Raw genomic sequence first — 22,137 nt, forward strand, 5'->3', positions numbered from 1 at the left:
TGAGAGTGCTTGGAATAATTCATTACTTATTATTTTCAGAATAAAATTTTAAAGCTTCTCCAATAAATTTAGATGCACCAGTGCCATATTCCTTATCGATTACTTTTATATACGTAGGATTTGATAAATAATGATCAGCTGTATAACCCCAATAGTTATCTCCAACATCCACTTTTAAAGATTCAAGACTCTTTTTAGTTATAGCTGCAATTTTATCAACAATTTGTTGAATCTCTTTTGAAGAAGAATCTTTACTTAAGTCAGATGTAAGCTTTTCATATAATGTATTTATTTTAGGCAGCTTATCTGCCAAATAATTTTTTAGGGCTTCTCCGATAAATTTAGATGCACCATTTCCATATTTCTTATCAACTTCTTCTATCCACTTAGGATATACTAAATAAATTTTTACCATAGAGTACCAATAATCATCCCCATTATCCATTTTGAAAATTTCATAATCTTTTTTAGCTATATTTGTTATTTCTTCAGCAATCTGTTGAATTCCCTTTGAAAAAGGATCTTTACTTAAGTCAGATACAAGCTTTTTATATAGTTCTTTTAATTTAGGATGCTTATCTTCCAAGCAATCTTTTTTAAACTTATCATATTGTTCTTCTTTAATAAACATATCACTATTAAAATTTTTCTTCATAGCTTTAACATATTTTTTAATACTTCCATATTGCTTTATAGCCATTTTAGCAATCTCAGCTTCCTTAGATTTACACATTCCAATAAATTTATCATATTTATCCATACTACCATAAGATTTAATTATAATATTTTTGTGTTCAGTTTTAAATTCTTCTAGTGCATTATAATATTCACTCATATCAAATTCTTCAAAACTCATTGTGGTTTCTCCTTTTAATGTTTTATTTACAAGTTCTATTAAACCATTCAATCTGTTGCGTTTTAGTATAAGCAATTTTTCATGACTTTTTAGTGCTTGCATTTTATCAAAGTGGGCACTAGCCATGATTTCTTTAACTTCTTTTAGTGGTATATCAAGTTCCTTAAAAAATAAAATCTGTTGCAAGGTTTCAAGAGCTTCATCGTCATAAAGTCTGTAACCTGCGTCTGTAAAATTGCTTGGTTTTAACAATCCGATTTTATCGTAGTAATGTAGCATGCGCACACTTATTCCTGTCAAATCCGAAACTTGTTTTATTGTTTTCATTGCTGCACCTCCAACTTTGACTTTAGAGCTATCAATACTGTTTAATACTCGCCGTCTATGAGTTTTGCCAATGTCGTTAAACTCTATTTTTATATTACACTATGACATAGTGTTAGGGTCAACACTTTTTTACTTTTTTTAAGAGCATAGAGCATCTAATTTAGTTAGACAAAGTAGCAAAACAAATTATATCCATGATTTATTAATATCCCCCAGGGAGTTTTTCTAAGGAGCTTGCGACTGCGGTTGCCATTAACGCTGTGAAAGTCACTGTGGTACTATTTATGATTTTAAGTGTTATTTCTATGATAAATACGTACAATATGATAATAGGGCAAATTACCATATTAGAATAAAAGAAAATCAAAAGGGGGATATTATGAAGGCAATTGTTAAGGGTAAGGTAGCTGTTAACAAGTCAGTGGAGAAAGCTAAGAGCGTCAAGGCAAAGTCCAAGATAAAACCTACAGAAAGTATTGGTAGACAAGGAAATCTTAAAAAGAAAAAGAAAGGGAAATAATTTCTTGATGTAAGTAATAAATATGGTAAAGAACAAAATTTAGAGGAAGAATAAACAAATACATGGAAGAACATGCTATTTGGGAAACGCATATAATAAATATTACATTTAAAAAACCATATGTTGCTTCTTTGATTTATAAAGGTTAATGTTGCAATAACCCCTATTAAGATCATTGTCATCTCAAGTAACCCCCTATCATAGATATGGGGTTACTTAAGATGACATATAAGAATAATCTTTATTATTATTGACTAGAAATCACACTAATTAAGAACCTATTTTTTTAAATGTACCTTTGTCTATATGTAATTCCTACTATTTATTTTTCTATAGTTATCCCTGTATTTTTTGTTTTATAATTCTTAAAAGTTTTCTCTAATTCTTCAAGAGATATACCAAGTGTTTCTGGTACACATTTATATACAAATATCATACCCATAGCGCCTAACACTACAAATACCATAAATGAACCAGATAAACCTAACCCTTTTAATATTGTAGGGAAAAGAAGGCCAATAAAAAAGTTAGTGGTCCATAGGAAAAATACTGCAATACCCATTCCTAATCCTCTTATTCTTATCGGGAAAATTTCGGCTAGTAATAACCAGACTATTGGTCCAAGACACCCTTGGAAGAAAGCTAAGAAAATCACAGTAAATATAAGTACAACGTATGGAAGCATACTTGAACCCGCTAACGTATTTGTAAGAATAGACATTGCAAGCATAGTTAAGGTAGTTCCAGAAAGTCCTATTAATAATAAGGGTCTACGACCAAATCTATTTGCAAAAAATTTCATATAGATAACTGCCGCAATAACAGACATTAATCCATTTGCTATATTAGCTATTAATGCCATTCGAGTTCCAAAACCGGCTTTTTCCAAAATTGTTGTTCCATAATACATCATTATATTAATTCCTGGGATTTGTTGTGTAACGGCTATTCCGATTCCAATTAATACAATGTGGCGAATCCATGGAGTATTTAAATCTTTAAAAGTAGCACACTCTAAATTTTTTTCAGCTTGAATAACTTGTTCTATTTCCTTAATTTCCTCCTCTGCATCTTCTTCATTACGAATTTTTCTTAAAATCTCCAATGCTTGATAAAATTTTCCGTTAGCGGCTAACCATCTTGGGGTTTCAGGAACTGTTAATATTCCAACCCATAAGATAATTGCTGGGATAGTAGCAATGACTATCATATAGCGCCAAATACCAGGAGTATCAAAAACATTTCCTAAAATAGCATTCAATATATAAGCTAATAGTTGTCCAATAACAATCATAACTTCATTTTGGGTGACAATACTTCCCCTTAAGTGCGTAGGAGATATTTCAGCTAAAAATGTTGGTACAATAACTGATGCTCCTCCCACCGCTAGTCCTAATATAAATCTACAAAAGATTAAAATTGATGCACTAGATGAAATTGAGCAACCTAAAGTTGCAAAGACGAAAACTATAGCAAGAAATTTAATTATTGTTTTTCTACCGTATCTATCAGATAAACGTCCTCCTACTACTGCACCTATAGCTGCACCAAATAATAATCCGCTTGTAACAAGTCCTTCAGTGATAGTGTTTAAATCCAATTGATCCTTTCTAGCCATATAACTTAAGGACCCATTGATTACCCCCGTATCATATCCAAATAAAAGTCCACCCAAAGTTGATATAAAAGCTATTTTGCTTAGGAATTTTTTTTTCTTAAGATTTTGTTCCATACTAATTCCTCCTACTTCATAATTAGTAGCTTGTTAAATTCAGAAAGCATTGGTTTCCCTAACTTTTAACCGGTAAACTTTTATATTTCCCTTCATTGTAGTATAGTAAAAATACACCACATAAATTTAATATACTTACAGGGAGATTATAGTCCGCATGTCTCTTTAATATATTTTCTTGCCTTTACTGCATATTCAAATGGATTTGCCTTTGCAGGGTCTTGTTCTGCTTCCACCAATAGCCAACCCTCATAATTGTTTTCTGCTAAAATTTTGAATATTGCATTAAAATCAATGCTTCCATCACCTGGTACTGTAAAAGCTCCTAATCGAACTCCTTTTAAGAAACTAAGTTTTTCATCTTTAACCTTTTTTGCTATCTCCGGTCTAATATCTTTTAAATGAACATGCTTGATTCTATTTATATATTTTTTAAGTATTTCTATATGCTCCTCACCTGAATATACTAAATGACCTGAATCAAACAACAAGTAAACTAACTTTTCATCAGTAATGCTCATAAGCTTGTCGATTTCTTCTGTTGTTTGTACTCCTGTTCCCATATGATGATGGTAAACGAGCTTCATTCCCTTATCTTGGGCCAACTTTCCTAGCTTGTTTAATCCATTTCCAAGCAGCTTCCATTCTTCCTCATTAAAATGGTACTTTTCATCAAACACTGGAGTATCTACTTCACCTTGTACGCTATGTCCCTGCTCAGCTACAACGATTATATTAGCTCCCAAAGCATGTAGAAAATCTCTATGCTTAATGAATTCCGCCTTAGTTTCTTCATATGGTTTCGTGGTTAAGAATGAACTAAACCAACCGCTTGCAATTTCCAACCCTCTAAGCTCTAAAGCCTTTTTTAAAACTTTAACATCCTTTGGATACTTATTTCCTACCTCTGTTCCTTGGAAACCAGCTAATGCGGCTTCACTCAAGCACTGATCAAAAGTGTTTTCTTTTCCTAAATCTGGCATATCATCATTTGTCCATGCAATTGGAGCAATACCTAATTTGACCTTTTTACTATCTAACATAATTAACACCCCTCATAATTAAAATTTAATTTCAGATAATTTAACTGGTCTGTTCTCATGTAATGATTTTGTAGCAGCTTCACCAATTAATACAGCTTGTAACCCATCTTCACCATCTACAGGTGTATCTGTATTATTTACAATTGCGTCAATAAATTCTGTTACTTCCTGCGCATAAGCCTGCATATATCTTTCTAGGAAGAAGAATAATGGTTTTTCTCCTGTAACACCATTTTCATTTGATATTACTGCCGATGAAGTGCTATCATTTGCTATTGAAACCTGACCTAATGATCCAAACACTTCAGCCCTTTGATCATATCCATAAGCTGACTGCCTTGAGTTATCAATTACTGCTAAAGTTCCGTTTTGCATCTTTAATGTTATAATAGCTGTATCAATGTCCCCAGCTTCGCCTATAGCGTTGTCTATCAATACATTACCGAGTGCATAAACTTCTTCAACTTCACTATCTAAAAGATATCTAGCCATATCAAAATCATGAATTGTCATATCTAAGAACATGCCACCAGAAATCTTCACATAATCTATTGAAGGTGGCTCAGGATCTCTTGAAGTTATTTTCAAAATATGAGGTTCTCCAATTTTTCCACTAGCAACCGCATTCTTAATTGATTTAAAGTTGTGGTCAAATCTTCTATTAAACCCTACTTGATACTTAACCTTAGATTTACCTAATTCATTAATGACTTCTTTTATTCTAGTTAAATCATGATCAATTGGTTTTTCACAGAAAACATGCTTTCCTGCTCTTATTGCTTCTATTGAGATTGGTGAGTGTGTATCTGTTGAGGAGCAAATTAATACTGCATCAATTTCTGGATCTTCTAATATTTTTTTATAGTCAGTATATACCTCAAGTATTCCCTTACTCTTTGCCCATTCTCTTGTAGCATCGTTTAAGTATGCATCAGCAATTGATTTAATTTCAGCATTTTTAACATATTTTGATATACTTTCTCCATGTACCTTCCCAATTCTTCCTACACCAATAATTCCAACCTTTAACATATTGCCCCGTACCCCCTCTTAATCAGCATATGATACTTGTTTATACTTGTAAATTTATCGCAATTTTAATATTATCTGATATTTTTAATCCATCAATAAACTCTTTTTCAACGTCGTCCAATGGTATTGTCTCAGTAATTACTTTTGAAATATTTTCACTGTTCTTCTCTATTATTTGTATTGCTTTTTCAAATCCTCCTGTACCGCCAATACTGCCATAAATACTTAATGCTTTTTTAATAACTGTTTCAAAATCTAAATCAATATAGTTCTGATGACCAATGCAAATGACAGTTCCACATCTTTCAGCTAGAATAAGTGCTTTCTTAAACGCTTCTCCACTTCCAGTAGCCTCAATGATAAGATCATAACAATTATTTGAATCCCCTATACTATCCTTAAAATCCATGTTAACTGTATTTACATTAGAAAAATCAAATGAAGAAATCAACTCTAGTTTCTTGCTTTCTATATCTGCCACTGTAATATTAGGGATACCTATCTCTCGTAATACAAATAATGACATCACGCCTATCCCGCCGGCACCTAGTACCAAAGCATTATTAATTTTTTTTAATTTTGATTTTTCAATTCTGTTGGTTATTGCTTGTACAGCAACAGCCATAGGTTCTGCTAGAACAAACGCCTTATGTTTGCTAATTTTTGGGCAATGATAAATATACTTCTCATTTTCAATAATATATTGTGCACATGCTCCGTCAATTGTTATACCTCTTTTTTGTACATAGTCACATTGATTTTTATTCTCTTTACAGAGAGTACATTCATCACAATAGATAGAACAATCCCCAGTTACTAAATCTCCAATATTCCAATTTCCTTTTACATTTTCCCCAATAGAACTTATTTTTCCTACCCATTCATGTCCCAAAATGATGGGATAACTATGTGGACCTAAGTATTTTCCTTCATATAGTTTTATATCGGAACCACAAAGGGCTACATAATTAACCTTTATGAGTATTTCACCATCCTTGATTGGGTTCAATTTTATTTCTTTAACTTCTATCTTTTGGGGACCACTTAACATTACAGCTTTGTTTTTAAAAAGCCCCGTTTTTTCTAAAACCATACTTATTACCCTCTTCCTTTATTTGTTTATTTGTTTTGAGACCATCTATATATCCTTTTATATCTAATAATGCATTCCCACTATACTAAAAACTATCGATTACATTAGTTAGGTACTCTTTACTTTCCTTTAATGCCTTATCACACATTTCTGAATGGTTATATAACTCTACACTTACATAATCTTCATAGTTATATTTCTTTAGGATTTCAAACACCTTTTGAAAGTTTATATCTCCTTCTCCAGGTATTTGATGATAATGTACCTTATTCTTAATATCTTCTATATGAATATGGCGTGTATATTGTAAAGAATTTTCTAAAGCTCCATAAAAATCATTTTCACAGCAATAAACATGTCCAATATCTAAATTCAACCTAAATCTTGGATTATTTATCTTTTTAATTAATTCTACTGCAACAGCTGATGTACCGACAAAAAAATTAGGTTCTGGTTCTATTGCTAGTATTATTTTGTCATCTTCTTCTAATAAGGTATCAATTCCCTCACAAAGATACTCCATAGCTTTTTCTTTATCCATACCTTCTTTTAATTTTCCACTTGCAAAATTTAAAACAGGTACTTCTAAATATTTAGCTACAGCTATTGATTTTTTTAACAAATCAATTCTTTTTCTTCTGCCCTCCTTTTCAGTATTTATTAATGATGGTTCAAATGGTTCAGAACTTAATAACTTATCCGCGCCAGTAGCAATACATACGATATCTATATCTTTGCATATTTTTTTTACTTGCAATAATCGCTCTCTACTCACGTTTAATGGATTAATATGGTTATCGTGAAATGACATTTCTAAGCCATCGTAGCCAAAATTCTTTACCTTGTTGATGGCTTCAATCAACTCCAGTTTTCTTAATCCATTAGTGTTGTAACTTATTTTAGGCATACACAATCACCTCTTTCTTAGTTCCACTCCAATAAATAATTACTAATTTTTTCATTTTTTTCCTCCTCTTGATAATATTATGTACATTCATATTGCTATTGGTATAGTAACTGCTGATAACCCTTACCGTCCCTCTTCATTATGATAGGGAACAATTTTATTTACATTTTTTATTGTGTTGATATTGATTATCGTTCTTATTTACATTATAATGGTTTTAAATTAGATTTTTTTAACATTATTACTATATTTTTTTAAAATATTAAGGAGATGCTATGAAAAATTTACTCAATCACACAGAACTTGCCTTAAGCATTAAGAATAATAACTTAGAAAATGCCAATATGATATATATGAAAAAGGTAAAAGTACTTTTAGTATTATCCAGTAATACAAATGAATTAAGGAAACTGCTCTACTCAATTAACATCTTTATATACACCTATTTCTGCAACAACAATTCCATAACCTTGGGGGATTTATGCTATAAAAATCTTAATCTTATGGACAATTATCACTTAAAGGAAGATTTAATTTCTTTAGGGAAAGCAATTATTAAGAGCTACATAAAAGCCATTCATCATGATAAATCAATATCAGAAAACGAAATTATAAAACATGCTTTGGCCTATATTCATTCAAATATTGAAAAAAAGATAACCTTACAAAAAGTTGCAACTCACATTCATATAAGGTAAGTTGTATAATGAAATGACCGAAGAGTAACAAAAAATAAAGACTCAAGAGAAATACTCTTGTATAATGTTAAGTGACTAAACCAACATATACGGGAGGATTTCAAATGAGTCAATTAGATTTTATCACACAGAGCAGAAAAGGTAAACACATAACATACGAGGAACGCATAAAGTTAGAAGCTTTACACAAAATGGGACTTAATTCAACTCGTATTGCGGAGCAAATAGGTGGGCGTTCAGAACGTACAATAAGGCGTGAAATTGCTAAAGGAATTGTAGAACTATTGAATAGTGACTTAACCACTCGCATGGAATATAGCGCAGAAATTGGGCAGTCAGAGCATGACAAACAAGGTACCGCTAAAGGTCCTGCATTAAAAATAGGAAAAGATCATAAATTGGTGAAGTACTTAGAAAAAGCTATTGGTATAGATGGCGAATCTCCGTATGCAGCTATTCAAAATATCACAAATAAAGATCTACAATTTGAAACAACTATTTGCTTCAAAACTGTGTATAACTATTTGGATAATAATTTGTTTTTAAATATAAGTAACAAAGATCTGCCTGTTAAAAAGAATGCTAAAAAGAGAAACTATAAAAAAATAAGATCAGCGTATAACAATACCAAAGGAACTAGCATATCGGAGAGACCTGCAGCGGTAGCTGCACGTGATGAGATAGGCCACTGGGAAATGGACACTGTAGTTGGCAAACAGGGTACAAAAACTGTCTTGATGGTGTTAAGTGAAAGAGTAACTCGTAAGGAGTTAGTCTTTAAAATACCATCTAAATCACAGGCGGCTGTCGTGAAAGAATTGGACAAATTGGAGCGTAAAATGGGAATGTTATTCTCGAAAACATTTAAAACAATCACCTGTGATAACGGCTGTGAGAACCTTGATTTCGAGGGTATTGAGAACTCAGTAAGAAATAAACGAAAGAGAACTAAAGTGTATTATGCTCACCCATATAGTTCATGGGAGCGAGGCACAAACGAAAATATCAATAAAATGATACGACGATTTATCCCAAAAGGTGTGGATATTTCAGCATTCTCTAAAAAACAAATTATGCGAATACAGCACTGGATCAACAATTATCCAAGAAGGATTTTCAACGGTTTATCTGCCAATATGATGGAACAGAAAACCATTACAACTTAACATTATATTTTTCTTGAAAATTTCGGACATTTTATATTGCAATCTACACTCACATTCATATAAGCAGAAACTACTTGTGTTATCTTTTTAAAGAGAATACTAGTTTTAAATTTTGTGAATACATAAACATATGTAGAACAAATGTAGCAAAAAATTTCTTAGACAACTCATCCTATCCACTAGATGTGATTTATTTTAAATCTGGTTTTAATAGTCAAAGTCATTTTTGTACTACATTTAAGAAATATGTGAATGTTTCCCCCAATGAATATAGAAAAAGAACGCGGTAGTAGACTTAAACATTAATATCTCATAATAAAATAGGCAGAATTTTATTGCATTAAATACAATTATCGTAAAATCTAAATAGAAAAATAAATAAGAGGGGAATAGATATAACTATTTGTTCTTGCTGTGACAAGGGTGAAATGATTACAAAAGAGGAGAAAGATTTAATCTCTATAGTAGAGCTAACGCGGGATCGTTCAATAGCTCGTTTCAGACATTGAGCAACTTTCGTAGCTGTCATCACTTAAGTATATACTTAAGGTGATAGTTTTTATCGGCTCAACATCTGAATCCGAACCTGGTCATTTCACAACATTTTTAAATATTAATATCGTTGCAATCGCGATAATTAGTTGGTTGATAGTTTATTTTTATATCCACTTTTCATCGTCTGAAATCCATTCCATATTTATTAGATCAAAAGATCTTATATCGTCATGTAAACATAAGTACGAAGGAATGTTGATTTTTGTTCCAATAATTTTCTTCCATATTTCCGAGAACCATCTAATAATTTCAAAAGAATCTTCTTCATAGGCATCGATCCCTAATTCCTCATAATGCTCGATCTCATCATAGGAAAATATATGTTCAACTTCTTGAAGCAAATCATATCCTCCTGAAAAATAAATATCTCCATCAATTTTTTCGTCATGGAAAAATTCATTAGCGTCTCTTGTCATAGAAAACATACGGATATAAAATCCAGACAAGTTCTATTAAATCATTCAATCTGTATCTAATTTAGTTGTTATTATATAAAAAAGCTATGAATTTAGAAATTTTCTACATTCATAGCTTACTATTTTACTTATCCCTCTGTATTGTGATTTAATAATTCTTCTATAACTTTTTTATCTGTTGCATTTACTATTTCTTCTTTAATCTCATCGTCCATTAAGCTTATAGCAAGTCTTTGAAGAATCTTTAAGTGTTCATTCTTTCCATCTTCTGGTACTGCTATTAGGAATACAATGTTCACCGGTTCATCATCAAGACTTTCCCATTCTATTCCACTTAAACTTTTCCCCACAACAACTGTTGGTACTTTAACCCAGGCTGACTTTGCATGTGGAATAGCAACTCCATCACCTATTCCTGTTGTTGATATTGATTCTCTTGCTTTAACATCTTCTACATATTTATCTACGTCTATTAATCTTTCATCTATTAAGTTTGCTAAATGTTTTATAGTTTCAAACTTTTCAGATGTATTTAAATCTAAATCCATATATTTCACATCAAATAATTTACTCATATTTTTTCTCCTTGTATTCCTTATTTTTTAAGCTTTTTGCTCTTTTCTTATTTTCATACCTTTTAGATAATTAATCATTAATGCTGTAACAATTGAACCTACAATTATTGCTATTAAAAACATTAATATTCCGTCAATACCACCCATTAAAGCAACTATTGGGCCACCGTGTGGTACTCTATCAGCAACTCCACCTAACATAGCTATGTTAGCGCCAACTATTGAACCTACCATTAATGATGGTATAACTCTTAAAGGATCAAGTGAAGCAAATGGAATTGCTCCTTCTGTTATTCCACAAAGCCCCATTGCAAATGCTGCTTTACCAGCATCTAATTCTTCACTACTGTAGTATTTCTTTTTTAAGAATGTTGCAATACCCATTCCTATTGGAGGAATTGCTATTGCTGCTGCAATAGGACCCATTATTTCTGGATTGCCTGCTGTTATCATTGAAACACCAAATAAGAATGCTGTTTTATTTACTGGTCCACCCATATCAAATGCGACCATTGCACCTAATATAGTAGCTAAAATTACTGAACTTGTGCCCGACAAACCTACTAGAAAACTTTTTAATGCTTCAAATGTTATTGTTATTGGTCCACCTACAACTAATATAAATACTAATCCCGTTACCAATGTTGATATAATTGGAATTACTATTATCGGCATTATTGGCTTAATCATGTCTGGAACTTTAATTGATTTTAATCCCTTAACTATATATCCAGCTAAAAATCCTGTTACTATACCGCCTAAAAATCCAGCATTCGCTTCTGACCCATAAAAAGATCCATTCGATGCAATATATCCACCAATTAGTCCTGGTACTAAACCTGGTCTATCACCTATTGAATACGCAATAAATCCAGACAATACTGGTACCATGAATAGGAATCCTGCTCCACCTATCTTCTCTATAATTTTCCAAAATGATTCATCTGGTATTACAAGTCCTGCATTAGTAGGTTTTCCACCAAATGCAAGTGCCATTGCTATTAATAGTCCTGCAACAACTACAACTGGAATCATATATGAAACGCCACCCATTAAGTGCTTATAAAAAGTTGGTTGCTTAGATTTTAATTCCTTCTTACTTTCATCAACACTCTTCATCCTTTTTTCTTTCTTCTTTTCTACTTTTCCATCTAAAAACATTTGTATTAGAACATCTGGTTCTTTAATAGCTCTAGTTATTGGACACTCTATCATTGGAAGACCTTCAAATCTTTCTAAACTTACTGCTTTATCAGCTGCAATTATTATTCCATCAGCTTCTCTTATATCTTCTTCTGTTATTACATTTTCTGCGCCCGTTGCTCCTTGAGTTTCAACTTTAATTTCTACTCCCATTTTCTTTGCCATCTTACTTAACTTTGCTGCGGCTATATAAGTATGTGCAATTCCAACTGGACATGATGTAACTGCTAATAATTTCATATCTTTCATCCTCCGTTTACTTTATTAATTAAGAAACTTCAAATGCTTTATTCATTTCTTGTCTTTATTATATATTGGATGTAAACATATTCATAGATACACTTTTTCCTGTTATAGCGGAAATTAAATATCTACTTTTAGTTAATTACAATTCTTTTAAATCATCATCTTAGATGCAGCAAAAATAAAACTTCAGAAGGAGATTTATCCTCCCACCGAAGTTTTATCTTTAAAATTTGCTTATTATCTTATTTAATTCTTCAAAATCATTACATTTAATAATATTTTTCACAACTTCAATGTCTATAATATTTTTATATAAATGCTCTAAACAATTTTTCCATTCATACCTATCTTTAACCGCCATACCTATAAGTAAAACTAATTGTACTTGTTCTTTACTCCAAGTAATTCCCTTCCTTAATACGGCAACAGCAATAAAAGACTCATTTATGTCCTCGCTCATATGATGTGGCACCGCAACTAATTCGCCTATTTCTGTACTAGCTATCTCTTCTCTTTTAAAAATACTTTCTCTTACATTTTCATTTATATAATCTCTTTTAATTAATTCTTTTGTCATAAAATCTAGTAAATTGTCTCTATTACTAGCCACAACATTCTTAAAGAATAAATTTTCTTTAAGTTTACTTACAAGACCATTTGTATTATTAATTTTATTGTCTATCTTTTCTTCAATAAGCTTAATTTCTTCACTATCTAATAAGCTTTTAATATATATAACCTTATCTAATCTAATATCTAAAGGAACTGTAGATATTATTAAATCTGCTTTTTCTATTACGTCATCATTTAATTCATATCGCGGAATAGTATCTACAATATTTAACCTATTTTTAAAATGGGATTCTAACTTTACTTTAAGAAGCAGAGATGTCCCAACACCTGTTGTACATACTATTATGACTTTCTTTGCATTAGATTCTCTGTTTTTATTTTTTCTTTCAATGGCTGCTGCAAAATGTAGAGCAATAAATCCAATATCATCTTCTGTTAAATTAAGGTCTGTTTCCTCTTTAATAATCTTGTTTGCGAGAAGTGAAAGCTCTAATGCAAAAGGATAGTTATTTTTTATTACACTCAGCATAGAATTTTCTACCCTAATTCCATATCTCGCTCTATTTATTGATACTTTAAGATGATGACCTAAGAAATTGATAAGCATATTATCATTAGTAAAATTGATATTAAAACTATTATTTATTGATGCTAATATTTTTCGTAGTATTGCATCTTCCTCTACATAATATTCTTCTGTTTCTTTGCTTGTTTCCATATGACTACTTGCCATTATATGTTTAGTCAGATATAACATTTCCTCTTCGATTAAATCAATTCCAAATTCATCCTTTATTTCATTACATATACTTTTAGCTATCTTAATTTTTGATTCTCTTTTTAACTTTTTTCTAATATCCGCATCATAAGAAATATTTTTATGATAATAGTTTCTAGTAATCATTATTATTAAATAAGATTGTATATCTCTATATGCTATGTCCGATAATCTAAAATTGAATTTAGAAATATTATTTTTAATTATATAATTTATATATGTGTTTTTTTCTCCTAAAATTTTCTTTATTTGGATATGCACGTTATTTTTTATTTCTTTATTACTAGCTAAAACATATCTATTGATGCAATAACGTATATTCTCTTCACTTCCAGTAATTTTAATTCCCTTATTACCAATCTTCTCTATATCAGTACTAAATTTTACTAGAGTATTTTTTGCAAGTTTAATATCATTCTTTAATGATGATAAACTTACATATAATTCATCTGCGAGTTCATTTTGAGTTATTCCTTCCATTCCTTTTAACTCATTTATTAATAACCTTGTTATTATATATTCTGCCCTTTCTATAGCTGTTAAATTATTAGATATATCCTTTTCTTTGTTCTCACTTAAGAACTCCTTAAATGTTTTCTCTTTAAGAATTTCAATTCTATACCCTCTTGATTTTTCAGATAAAATAATTGCACCTTTATCTTCTAATATATAGTTTAATTCCTTTATATCACTTCTTATAGTTCTAGATGAGACGCCTAATGTATTACAGAGATATTCTCCAGTAACTATCTTATCAACACATAATAATATGTGTAAAATCTTTTGCAATCTTAAATTACATATCATGTTTACCACCCTTATATTAATATTTAATTGTTTTTTATTCCTCTCATTCTTAATCTTCTAAAATGTATACTTTTTATACATGATAACATATCTATTACACCTCACAAATTATATTATACCAAAACCCATCTTTATAATATCTCTAATATAAACATATTCAAATTTACACTTTTCCCATAAATCAGTATATTAAGATAATAAAAAAAGAACCTTCCAAACATTTGTTTTGTTTGCTCTGGTTCAAGTTTATTTTTCTTAAATATAAAGATAAGTTATCTTCTATATAAAACAATTTCACAAATTTAAATGACGTTCTTGCTTCGCGACATCTCATTAATATGTTTGCAAAAAAGCTTTTAAATTATTAAATTCAGTTATATAACTTTTTCTAATTCGCTCAACTATATTTCTACCTATTGTTTCATCATACATATGTGATGTTCTATTCCTATCCAACATCATTTCGATCCAAATTTCCCCATCAACAATTATCTTATGCTTATATGCTATCTTAAATGTACTCCGTGGAGATATTTCCTCGTCTATTATACCCTGTTCTTCTAAATAGGACTTCATAACTTTCCAACTTTGCTCAAATGTAAATTCAAATCTTTGAATAATTCCATCAATAATTATATCATCTGTAATATCCTTTTTTAATGCTTCGTCCAATCTAGCTAAGGCTTTTACAAAATCGCTTACTTTTTCACCTAATCTCTTTCCCATTGTATATAACAACCCCTTCCTTTAATATATTCTTTATTAATTCTTCTTTATTTAACTCATTAAATGATAATATATCAAAACTTAAAGGCGTATTTATTTCGCTTATATCCATATTAATATTAGCTAATGTCAAGTGCATCATTCCTGCTCCAACTATACAAATATCTATATCTGAATTATATTTATTATTTTAGCACATATAAAATTATTTAAAACTAAAATATTGAAAAACACTTAAAAATAATAAACTATAAAAAGCTTTTAGGTGAATATATGAATGCTTTAATAACTTTTACACTATTAACTACATTCATTATTTGGTACTGGGCATAAATCACGTTAATTAAATTTTCTATCCATAAAAGATTTTTAATTGCATAACTTAATAGCAAAGGGCATTTCTTTTGTTCCATCAAGATTCGACCAACTACCAATGTACTCCCCGTTTGAAAAAATCTTCCCTTTGAATACGCCTGTAATGTTTTCATTATTATCCAACTCATTCATGGTAACATTATTGTCCATATCATAAACGCCTTTAAGTATAATGTCCGTTTTATACTTATCATAATAATATGTTCCTGAAACCTCATTGCTGTTAAAAAAAAGTTTCATATGAACATTTAGATTCCTATTTATCGCCCCACTCATAGATAACTCTTTTTGATCTAAATAAGATTCTTTTACTTCCCCATTGCTGTTATTATTCAACTTATTTGCTAAGGATACCTTTAACGCTATATTATCTTCTGCAATATTGCTATTAATTGTACTCTTCAATTTTTTAGCATCAGCACTCTTACTATCCAATTTTAAAAGTTCATTTATATATTTCTCAGCGTTATCATATTCCTTGCTACTTATAGCCTCATTTGCCAATGTTACATTTAACTTTATAAATTGTTTTTTACATTCTTCTATATTTTCTTGTGCATTAGAATAAAATTCAACATTTCCTTTTGTTATTTTATTGAAGTTTTCTATACTAATTAAGTAATCTTTATCATTCATTAATTTTCTACCAAATTGATAGTGTGTCTTATCTATTAGTTTTTTACTATCTTTATATTTCAATATTTGCTGCAACTGCGACAATGCTTTGTCAAATTCATTGCTTTTTAATAGCTCAGTTCCATATCTATAATGTGTTTCCTTAATTTCTTCATCAGCATTTTTATAATGTAGTAAATTTTCAAATATTAGTAATGCTTCGTTATACTTTCCACCGTTTAATAACTTTATTGCATTTCCATATTGTTGGTTTTTTATTACCATTGGTTTTATATACCTAATAGATGCAAAAATAATAAAAAATAATAATATTGTCAATAGAGAACTAACTTTAGCTGTTTGAATCATTTTGTATTTTTTCTTTTGTGCTATATCTTTTTGAATTTTAATTTGTTCTTCTCTTTCTTCCTCATCTCTTTGTTTTTCCTTTTTCACTTTTAACCTTATTTTTTCTTGGTAAATTTGATAATCATTATAGGACTTTTCTAAATACACTTTATTGATAATATCAAACTGCCATGTTTTATCTCGTCCACATCTGCAACACGCTAAGTTAGAGATATTATTTAATCTTCCGCAGCAACATAACCAACCTAACCCTTCTAAAGTTTCTGGAATGAACTCAATACCGAAAGAATTCCCTTCTAATTTAATTCTTTTTAATTCGCCGATTAACATGTCCCCTAAAACATTTATCCTAGTTCTTTCGGTTATTTTATTTAATTGACATTCTTTATTTATTTTCTTAATATCTCCATTTTTATAAACAACTTTTTGAACATGTATGTTAACTTTTCTTACATTTTTATTTATAAGTGGTACAGCCACATTTTCACCAAAAGTATTATTGGGTTTTACGTCCAAGTCTTGATAAGAATGTATAATGATATTATTGTTTTCATTCATTTTATCTCCAGCATCATCAAAACATTCAACTGAAATATATACTGATGAAATATTTTCATTTGATATATTACATATTTTCAACTGAAGAACAACATTATCGTAAGTAACATCATAAAGTAAAGAACCGTTAATTATTTCTATTGGCCAATCTTTAAACCAATAATTAAGATCTATATACCTGATATTTGTATATCTATTTCCAGCCATTATTGTCCCCCCCGGATTTATTAAAGTGGTGGTAGAGTATTATTTAAATTATCGTTTTTAGGTCCACTATTTTCGTTTAAACCCTCTAAAAGATTGATGATTCTCTCACTTTGCTTTATATTGCTGATTTTATCCAAATATCCAATCATAATGAAGCTAACTCCAAGGATAGCAAACATTGTTGCTAAGACAAAAAAAGAAGTTGCCCTAGTTCCATTAATAATATAATTGTATGCATCTCCTCCAACATAAGAATTTTTAGTTAAAGATGACACATCACTAGAGTAATAGTTTGTAAGTTTATCATATCCTAGATAAATCATAACTGATGACACAATGAACATAACTGCAGATAATAAATTCCACTTTTCTTGCTTACTTTTATTCATTTCTAATACTTCCCTTCACTCAAAACATATTATGAGGTCCCTCGAATCATATTTAAATATATAAAATAAATTATAACGACTATCTTAATACTATTTATAAGTAAGTCTCAATATGCCATATATTACACCATACTAATATTTAGAAGCTAAAAACTTAGAATAACTTGGAGATGTGTTGGGGGGGGTTATTGCTTAATATATGAATCTATTTTTAAAAACAAAGCAAGATGTCCACCACTTAAATAATCACATATTTTCGGATTTGGCATTAGTTCAATCAATCCCTGCTTTATTCCCCCACTAAATGTCTCATCATCCTTGGATAGAATCAGTAATACTTTCCCATCGAGATATGCAAAATCATTTCTACTGCCTCTATTTAAATTCAATAAGTCTATCATTGGGCTACATATATGGCGCTCCTTCGATTAGTCAATCTATGAAACACTATCTCAAATAATTCTTGCATATACCCTTGCTCTTCTTCTGTGCATCAACATAAATCAGTATATTAATGTAATAAAAAAAGAACCAGAGCAAACATTTGTTTTGTTTGCTCTGGTTCAAGTTTATTTTTCTTAAATATAAAGATAAGTCATCTTCTATATAAAACAATTTCACAAAATTAAATGACGTTCTTGCTTCTCGATATCTCATTAATATGTTTGCAAAAAAACTTTTAAATTATTAAATTCAGTAATATAACTTTTTCTAATTCGCTCAACTATATTTCTAGCTATTGTTTCATCATACATATGTGATGTTCTATTCCTATCTAACATCATTTCGATCCAAATTTCCCCATCAACAATTATCCTATGCTTATATGCTATCTTAATAGTACTCCGTGGAGATATTGCCTCGTCTATTATACCCTGTTCTTCTAAATACGACTTCATAACTTTCCAACTTTGCTCAAATGTAAATTCAAATCTCTGAATAATTCCATCAATTATTATATCATCTGTAATATCCTTTTTTAATGCTTCGTCCAATCTAGCTAAGGCATTTACAAAATCGCTTACTTTTTCACCTAATCTCTTTCCCATTGTATATAACAACCCCTTCCTTTAATATATTCTTTATTAATTCTTCTTTATTTAACTCATTAAATGATAATATATCAAAACTTAAAGGCGTATTTATTTCGCTTATATCCATATTTATATTAGCTAATGTCAAGTGCATCATTCCTGCCCCAACTATACAAATATCTATATCTGAATTATATTTATTATCGCCCCTCGCTCTCGAGCCAAATAATATTACTTTTTCAATTTCTTTATACTTTTCAAAAATTTCTTTTAATTTAACAACCAATTTTTCATCAATCATTTTATTATTACCTTTCTAGATATATTTCTTGAATTTTATGCATTTTTTAGATACTAGTTTTCACCATATTTATTATTTTAGCACATATAAAATTATTTAAAACTAAAATATTGAAAAACACTTAAAAATAATAAACTATAAAAAGCTTTTAGGTGAATATATGAATGCTTTAATAATTTTTACACTATAAACTTAAAAACTATAATGGGTATTCTATAAATGTCATCAAATTATATTTTACGAAGAACTGAAGTTACAGCCTTCTAACCGCCTTGCTACTACACTATTGACTAACAGTTCTTCTAAATGTTAAGACCATTTTCAACTCAATTGTAACTTGTGACGGTAAATATTTCACTATAGTTTCATGCATTGTATAAGCAAATTTTTCTCATATTAATAGAACGCAGGTAAAATTTCATCAATACATAAAAAATAAGGTTTATCTATATTTACCTCTATTTAGTAAAAAATCCGGATACATAATAAAATAGGATATTTTTTCTCTTTGTATAAATATCAACATTGTTTATTAATTTAAAAGTTTTATTGTTAATACTGTAAACATATAAATATTCTCCATCCTTTGAATAAAGCTTATCATCTTTAATACTTATTTGTCCCAAATTGTTTTCAAGAGTTACAACATCTTGTTCATTAGTCCCGGGGTCATATATAGTAATTTTATTTCCTTGCATTTGAACTAAATCATAATGAGATATTATTAATTTATTTTTATAATTTAATATTTGAAATGGATACCTTTCTTTAAGCTTTATGTTTGAAACAGTTTTATTTTTAATATTAAATTTACTTAAATTATAGGATCCTCGCTCAGTATCAGATACTTCATATTGGTTAGTAAAATAAATATCATCACCTATTTTAGTTGAGTAATTGTGGCCTTCACCACTTTTACTTATATCTATTATATCTGTAATCTTAAAACTTTTTGTATCAATTAAATACAAATGAGATTTATTTCCATCGTTATCTTTCTCCATTGCAAAAGCATATAAAGTACCATTATACAAGTCAATACGGTCAATATAAATCCCTTCCTTCGATATTGTTTTTACATTTCCCGAACGCTTATCATACCAACTTATTATGGATTCATTACTTAAAGTGTTTGCGCTGTAGATTGCTTTATCATTAACAGCAAAACTATTTATACCGTGCTGCTTCATATCATATGTTTTATATTTACTAGTTTCAGTATTATATTCCATAATTACAGTTAACTCTTTCTGATTACCTATTCCTTTTGGAACAACATACATATTCTTACCATACATTCTTGGAAGGTCAAATGACGAACCCATGGACCCTAATTTAATTTTTTGTGTTCCAGTTTTTTTTAAATCTTTATTGTAAAAAGTTAAGTCGCTTTTATTATCTTGTTCAGTTGTTTCAATTACTCCTATGTTAAAGTCTTTATTAGAAGTTGCTTTCTCTCTAGATTGTTTCATATGGAGTAAAAAAAGTAATACTAGTACTATTAACATTGATGCTATTATTAATATAAATGGTGATTTGAACTTACGCATAATCACAATTTCTCCTTCACCATAAACTTATAAAATACCCCCACTTTTAAAGCTGAGGTATCCAAATAACTTTTCTCATCTTTATTGAAAGTATAATAATAGGATAGTGTAAACATCATAAATTGCAAGGAATAAATAACCAATCGTTCTGTTAATCCTAAAATATTAAGTCTCATACCCATTCCTATGGGATTGGTTGCTCCTGTTAGTGTTATAACAATGGACATTATTAAAACAAACCTTCCGAGTTTTTTTATTTTTTCTTGCTTTAAGTATCCAACTGCAAGTATAAAACAGGATGAAATTGTAGTGAACATTACCACAACTGTTACTACGATGTGCATCCTATTTTGAAAATTCATAACCGTTTTATCACCCGTCAATGGAAAAAGGCTATAGCCAACCATGGAAACAATCTGCATAATCATCATCACAACATATCCTACTCGTGTTACCAAGTGATATTTTCTAAAAGATTTAATGATAAGTCCTGCCACAAATAAAATTGTGCAAATACCATATACACTTGTAAAAAATTTAAGGATTACAGCATTTGGAGCACCAACTGCTGTTAGAGAACTAATATCTGTTGTAATGGCATTATATTGTTTCCATAGCAAGTTTCCAATAATAGTATGTAGCATATATCCAATTACACCAACCATCCCCAGTGGCATAGATATTTTTTCAATTTTTTTCATTGGTTACACCCTCCCGATATTATCTTATTATTACATAACAAATTTATTAATTAATTATAATATTATTACCGTATACTGGATATTAAAAAATTACAGTAAGCTTAACTTTGAATCTTTTTCTGTAATTAATCTTATTGGCTTGCACGGATTACCGTATGCAATATAATTATCTGGGATATCTTTTGTAACAACGCTGCCAGCGCCGATGACTGCGTTATTTCCAATATGAACACCGCCACAAACCACCACGTTGCAAGCAATCCAAACATTGTTTCCAATGTAGATTTCCTTTGCGTATTCGGACATAGACACATGGCCATCCATATATTTCATGGCACTTCTCTCTTCCGAAATGAGTGGATGTGATGATGCCATGAGGGAAACGTTAGGTCCGAACATAACATTATTACCAATATAAATTTTACCATCATCTAAAATCGTGGTATTAAAGTTCGCAAAGAAATTCTCACCGATGAACGTATGACACCCATAATTAAATTGTATAGGGCCTTGGAAATAATATTTTTCTCCTATTTTTCCGATAAATTCTTTAATAATTGGCAGACGACTTTCATCATACTCTTCAAGCAAATTGAATTTCTGACAGAGAATATGTGCCTTATGCTTAATATCTCGAAGTTCTTTCGTACGGGCATCAAACAGCCTGCCCGCAAATATTTTTTCTTCTTCTTTCATAGTTTGCCTCCTAAAAATAATAGATTTAATTCACAGAATATAAAAGATTCATACGTCGTATCTTTTTACAACTTTGTCATAAAATATAT

The 22,137-nt window shown here is 29.8% G+C and carries 24 protein-coding genes; 4 read left to right on the forward strand and 20 right to left on the reverse strand.

The features are described 5' to 3' along the window. Window positions 1-22: 22 nt before the first annotated feature. Window positions 23-1,183, reverse strand: coding sequence for a MerR family transcriptional regulator (locus ACWJJ2_RS07670; RefSeq protein WP_220320537.1), 1,161 nt, complete (start codon window positions 1,181-1,183; stop codon window positions 23-25). 379 nt (window positions 1,184-1,562) lie between these two features. On the opposite strand from ACWJJ2_RS07670, the gene ACWJJ2_RS07675 reads away from it, so the two are divergent. Then, the gene (locus ACWJJ2_RS07675; protein ID WP_216304528.1) at window positions 1,563-1,703 is read left to right on the forward strand and encodes a hypothetical protein; all 141 of its coding nucleotides are present in this window, start codon (window positions 1,563-1,565) and stop codon (window positions 1,701-1,703) included. Window positions 1,704-2,025: 322 nt separating this feature from the next. Here ACWJJ2_RS07675 and ACWJJ2_RS07680 read toward each other — a convergent pair whose 3' ends face one another. The 5 genes from ACWJJ2_RS07680 to ACWJJ2_RS07700 form a co-directional block, all read right to left on the reverse strand. Next, a complete protein-coding gene (locus ACWJJ2_RS07680; protein WP_462954138.1) occupies window positions 2,026-3,435 on the reverse strand; it encodes a sugar porter family MFS transporter in 1,410 nt (469 codons plus the stop codon). A 146-nt stretch (window positions 3,436-3,581) separates the two neighbouring features. Further along, window positions 3,582-4,478 (reverse strand): myo-inosose-2 dehydratase, encoded by an 897-nt coding sequence (iolE, locus tag ACWJJ2_RS07685; RefSeq protein WP_220287598.1) that lies wholly within the window; start codon window positions 4,476-4,478, stop codon window positions 3,582-3,584. An 18-nt stretch (window positions 4,479-4,496) separates the two neighbouring features. Continuing rightward, on the reverse strand, window positions 4,497-5,510 hold the full coding sequence (gene iolG, locus ACWJJ2_RS07690; protein ID WP_216304652.1) for an inositol 2-dehydrogenase: 1,014 nt from the start codon (window positions 5,508-5,510) through the stop codon (window positions 4,497-4,499). Between the two features lie 40 nt (window positions 5,511-5,550). After that, complete coding sequence (locus tag ACWJJ2_RS07695) at window positions 5,551-6,603, reverse strand: zinc-dependent alcohol dehydrogenase (RefSeq protein ID WP_462954139.1); 1,053 nt, start codon at window positions 6,601-6,603, stop codon at window positions 5,551-5,553. 85 nt (window positions 6,604-6,688) lie between these two features. After that, window positions 6,689-7,510 carry a sugar phosphate isomerase/epimerase family protein gene (locus ACWJJ2_RS07700; RefSeq protein ID WP_462954140.1) on the reverse strand — a complete coding sequence of 274 codons (822 nt, stop codon included), beginning with the start codon at window positions 7,508-7,510 and terminating at the stop codon, window positions 6,689-6,691. Between the two features lie 275 nt (window positions 7,511-7,785). Here ACWJJ2_RS07700 and ACWJJ2_RS07705 point away from each other — a divergent pair, with 275 nt between their 5' ends. The 3 genes from ACWJJ2_RS07705 (at window position 7,786) to ACWJJ2_RS07715 (ending at window position 9,664) form a co-directional block, all read left to right on the forward strand. Beyond that, window positions 7,786-8,208, forward strand: a complete 423-nt coding sequence (locus ACWJJ2_RS07705; protein ID WP_462954141.1) for a hypothetical protein — start codon at window positions 7,786-7,788, stop codon at window positions 8,206-8,208. A 104-nt stretch (window positions 8,209-8,312) separates the two neighbouring features. Next, a complete protein-coding gene (locus ACWJJ2_RS07710) occupies window positions 8,313-9,374 on the forward strand; it encodes an IS30 family transposase (RefSeq protein WP_462953225.1) in 1,062 nt (353 codons plus the stop codon). Between the two features lie 74 nt (window positions 9,375-9,448). After that, window positions 9,449-9,664, forward strand: coding sequence for a helix-turn-helix domain-containing protein (locus ACWJJ2_RS07715; protein ID WP_462954142.1), 216 nt, complete (start codon window positions 9,449-9,451; stop codon window positions 9,662-9,664). A 369-nt stretch (window positions 9,665-10,033) separates the two neighbouring features. Here ACWJJ2_RS07715 and ACWJJ2_RS07720 read toward each other — a convergent pair whose 3' ends face one another. The 14 genes from ACWJJ2_RS07720 to ACWJJ2_RS07785 all read right to left on the reverse strand — a co-directional run bounded on the left by ACWJJ2_RS07720 (window position 10,034) and on the right by ACWJJ2_RS07785 (window position 22,048). Then, the gene (locus ACWJJ2_RS07720) at window positions 10,034-10,345 is read right to left on the reverse strand and encodes a hypothetical protein (RefSeq protein WP_462954143.1); all 312 of its coding nucleotides are present in this window, start codon (window positions 10,343-10,345) and stop codon (window positions 10,034-10,036) included. 128 nt (window positions 10,346-10,473) lie between these two features. Continuing rightward, window positions 10,474-10,920, reverse strand: a complete 447-nt coding sequence (locus ACWJJ2_RS07725; RefSeq protein ID WP_462954144.1) for a PTS sugar transporter subunit IIA — start codon at window positions 10,918-10,920, stop codon at window positions 10,474-10,476. Window positions 10,921-10,947: 27 nt separating this feature from the next. Beyond that, window positions 10,948-12,363: a PTS fructose transporter subunit IIC gene (locus tag ACWJJ2_RS07730; RefSeq protein WP_253198271.1), complete on the reverse strand. Its 1,416-nt coding sequence runs from the start codon at window positions 12,361-12,363 to the stop codon at window positions 10,948-10,950. A gap of 229 nt (window positions 12,364-12,592) precedes the next feature. Continuing rightward, window positions 12,593-14,527: a BglG family transcription antiterminator gene (locus ACWJJ2_RS07735; protein WP_462954145.1), complete on the reverse strand. Its 1,935-nt coding sequence runs from the start codon at window positions 14,525-14,527 to the stop codon at window positions 12,593-12,595. A 333-nt stretch (window positions 14,528-14,860) separates the two neighbouring features. Further along, window positions 14,861-15,253 (reverse strand): nucleotidyltransferase substrate binding protein, encoded by a 393-nt coding sequence (locus ACWJJ2_RS07740; protein ID WP_220287002.1) that lies wholly within the window; start codon window positions 15,251-15,253, stop codon window positions 14,861-14,863. Next, window positions 15,234-15,395, reverse strand: a complete 162-nt coding sequence (locus tag ACWJJ2_RS07745) for a hypothetical protein (protein ID WP_220287003.1) — start codon at window positions 15,393-15,395, stop codon at window positions 15,234-15,236. Before ACWJJ2_RS07745 ends, ACWJJ2_RS07740 begins: the two co-directional genes overlap by 20 nt. Window positions 15,396-15,622: 227 nt before the next feature. Next, complete coding sequence (locus tag ACWJJ2_RS07750) at window positions 15,623-17,377, reverse strand: tetratricopeptide repeat protein (RefSeq protein WP_220287004.1); 1,755 nt, start codon at window positions 17,375-17,377, stop codon at window positions 15,623-15,625. 20 nt (window positions 17,378-17,397) lie between these two features. Continuing rightward, on the reverse strand, window positions 17,398-17,766 hold the full coding sequence (locus ACWJJ2_RS07755; protein ID WP_220287005.1) for a hypothetical protein: 369 nt from the start codon (window positions 17,764-17,766) through the stop codon (window positions 17,398-17,400). Between the two features lie 185 nt (window positions 17,767-17,951). Further along, complete coding sequence (locus ACWJJ2_RS07760; protein ID WP_220287006.1) at window positions 17,952-18,167, reverse strand: hypothetical protein; 216 nt, start codon at window positions 18,165-18,167, stop codon at window positions 17,952-17,954. A 255-nt stretch (window positions 18,168-18,422) separates the two neighbouring features. Then, a complete protein-coding gene (locus tag ACWJJ2_RS07765) occupies window positions 18,423-18,815 on the reverse strand; it encodes a nucleotidyltransferase substrate binding protein (protein WP_220287007.1) in 393 nt (130 codons plus the stop codon). Beyond that, the gene (locus ACWJJ2_RS07770; RefSeq protein WP_220287008.1) at window positions 18,796-19,101 is read right to left on the reverse strand and encodes a nucleotidyltransferase domain-containing protein; all 306 of its coding nucleotides are present in this window, start codon (window positions 19,099-19,101) and stop codon (window positions 18,796-18,798) included. Before ACWJJ2_RS07770 ends, ACWJJ2_RS07765 begins: the two co-directional genes overlap by 20 nt. Before the next feature lie 458 nt (window positions 19,102-19,559). Next, window positions 19,560-20,651, reverse strand: coding sequence for a hypothetical protein (locus ACWJJ2_RS07775; protein WP_220287009.1), 1,092 nt, complete (start codon window positions 20,649-20,651; stop codon window positions 19,560-19,562). A gap of 2 nt (window positions 20,652-20,653) precedes the next feature. Next, window positions 20,654-21,352, reverse strand: a complete 699-nt coding sequence (locus ACWJJ2_RS07780) for a DUF998 domain-containing protein (protein ID WP_258280738.1) — start codon at window positions 21,350-21,352, stop codon at window positions 20,654-20,656. 90 nt (window positions 21,353-21,442) lie between these two features. Next, entirely contained in the window at window positions 21,443-22,048 is a 606-nt protein-coding gene (locus ACWJJ2_RS07785; RefSeq protein WP_220287010.1) for a sugar O-acetyltransferase, read from the reverse strand. Window positions 22,049-22,137: the final 89 nt, after the last annotated feature.

This window comes from Clostridium sp. CM039, from assembly GCF_055081075.1.

Bases quoted from the DNA above. Each gene is read 5' to 3' on its own strand.
- ACWJJ2_RS07780 (WP_258280738.1), bottom strand. From the start codon at position 21,352: ATGAAAAAAATTGAAAAAATATCTATGCCACTGGGGATGGTTGGTGTA.
- ACWJJ2_RS07695 (WP_462954139.1), bottom strand. From the start codon at position 6,603: ATGGTTTTAGAAAAAACGGGGCTTTTTAAAAACAAAGCTGTAATGTTA.
- ACWJJ2_RS07675 (WP_216304528.1), top strand. From the start codon at position 1,563: ATGAAGGCAATTGTTAAGGGTAAGGTAGCTGTTAACAAGTCAGTGGAG.
- ACWJJ2_RS07750 (WP_220287004.1), bottom strand. From the start codon at position 17,377: ATGGCTGGAAATAGATATACAAATATCAGGTATATAGATCTTAATTAT.
- ACWJJ2_RS07755 (WP_220287005.1), bottom strand. From the start codon at position 17,766: ATGAATAAAAGTAAGCAAGAAAAGTGGAATTTATTATCTGCAGTTATG.
- ACWJJ2_RS07765 (WP_220287007.1), bottom strand. From the start codon at position 18,815: ATGGGAAAGAGATTAGGTGAAAAAGTAAGCGATTTTGTAAATGCCTTA.
- ACWJJ2_RS07775 (WP_220287009.1), bottom strand. From the start codon at position 20,651: ATGCGTAAGTTCAAATCACCATTTATATTAATAATAGCATCAATGTTA.
- ACWJJ2_RS07740 (WP_220287002.1), bottom strand. From the start codon at position 15,253: ATGGGAAAGAGATTAGGTGAAAAAGTAAGCGATTTTGTAAAAGCCTTA.
- ACWJJ2_RS07670 (WP_220320537.1), bottom strand. From the start codon at position 1,183: ATGAAAACAATAAAACAAGTTTCGGATTTGACAGGAATAAGTGTGCGC.
- ACWJJ2_RS07680 (WP_462954138.1), bottom strand. From the start codon at position 3,435: ATGGAACAAAATCTTAAGAAAAAAAAATTCCTAAGCAAAATAGCTTTT.
- ACWJJ2_RS07700 (WP_462954140.1), bottom strand. From the start codon at position 7,510: ATGCCTAAAATAAGTTACAACACTAATGGATTAAGAAAACTGGAGTTG.
- ACWJJ2_RS07760 (WP_220287006.1), bottom strand. From the start codon at position 18,167: ATGATAGACTTATTGAATTTAAATAGAGGCAGTAGAAATGATTTTGCA.
- ACWJJ2_RS07720 (WP_462954143.1), bottom strand. From the start codon at position 10,345: ATGACAAGAGACGCTAATGAATTTTTCCATGACGAAAAAATTGATGGA.
- ACWJJ2_RS07710 (WP_462953225.1), top strand. From the start codon at position 8,313: ATGAGTCAATTAGATTTTATCACACAGAGCAGAAAAGGTAAACACATA.
- iolG (WP_216304652.1), bottom strand. From the start codon at position 5,510: ATGTTAAAGGTTGGAATTATTGGTGTAGGAAGAATTGGGAAGGTACAT.
- ACWJJ2_RS07735 (WP_462954145.1), bottom strand. From the start codon at position 14,527: ATGATATGTAATTTAAGATTGCAAAAGATTTTACACATATTATTATGT.
- ACWJJ2_RS07745 (WP_220287003.1), bottom strand. From the start codon at position 15,395: ATGATGCACTTGACATTAGCTAATATTAATATGGATATAAGCGAAATA.
- ACWJJ2_RS07705 (WP_462954141.1), top strand. From the start codon at position 7,786: ATGAAAAATTTACTCAATCACACAGAACTTGCCTTAAGCATTAAGAAT.
- ACWJJ2_RS07730 (WP_253198271.1), bottom strand. From the start codon at position 12,363: ATGAAATTATTAGCAGTTACATCATGTCCAGTTGGAATTGCACATACT.
- ACWJJ2_RS07770 (WP_220287008.1), bottom strand. From the start codon at position 19,101: ATGATTGATGAAAAATTGGTTGTTAAATTAAAAGAAATTTTTGAAAAG.
- ACWJJ2_RS07785 (WP_220287010.1), bottom strand. From the start codon at position 22,048: ATGAAAGAAGAAGAAAAAATATTTGCGGGCAGGCTGTTTGATGCCCGT.
- ACWJJ2_RS07725 (WP_462954144.1), bottom strand. From the start codon at position 10,920: ATGAGTAAATTATTTGATGTGAAATATATGGATTTAGATTTAAATACA.
- iolE (WP_220287598.1), bottom strand. From the start codon at position 4,478: ATGTTAGATAGTAAAAAGGTCAAATTAGGTATTGCTCCAATTGCATGG.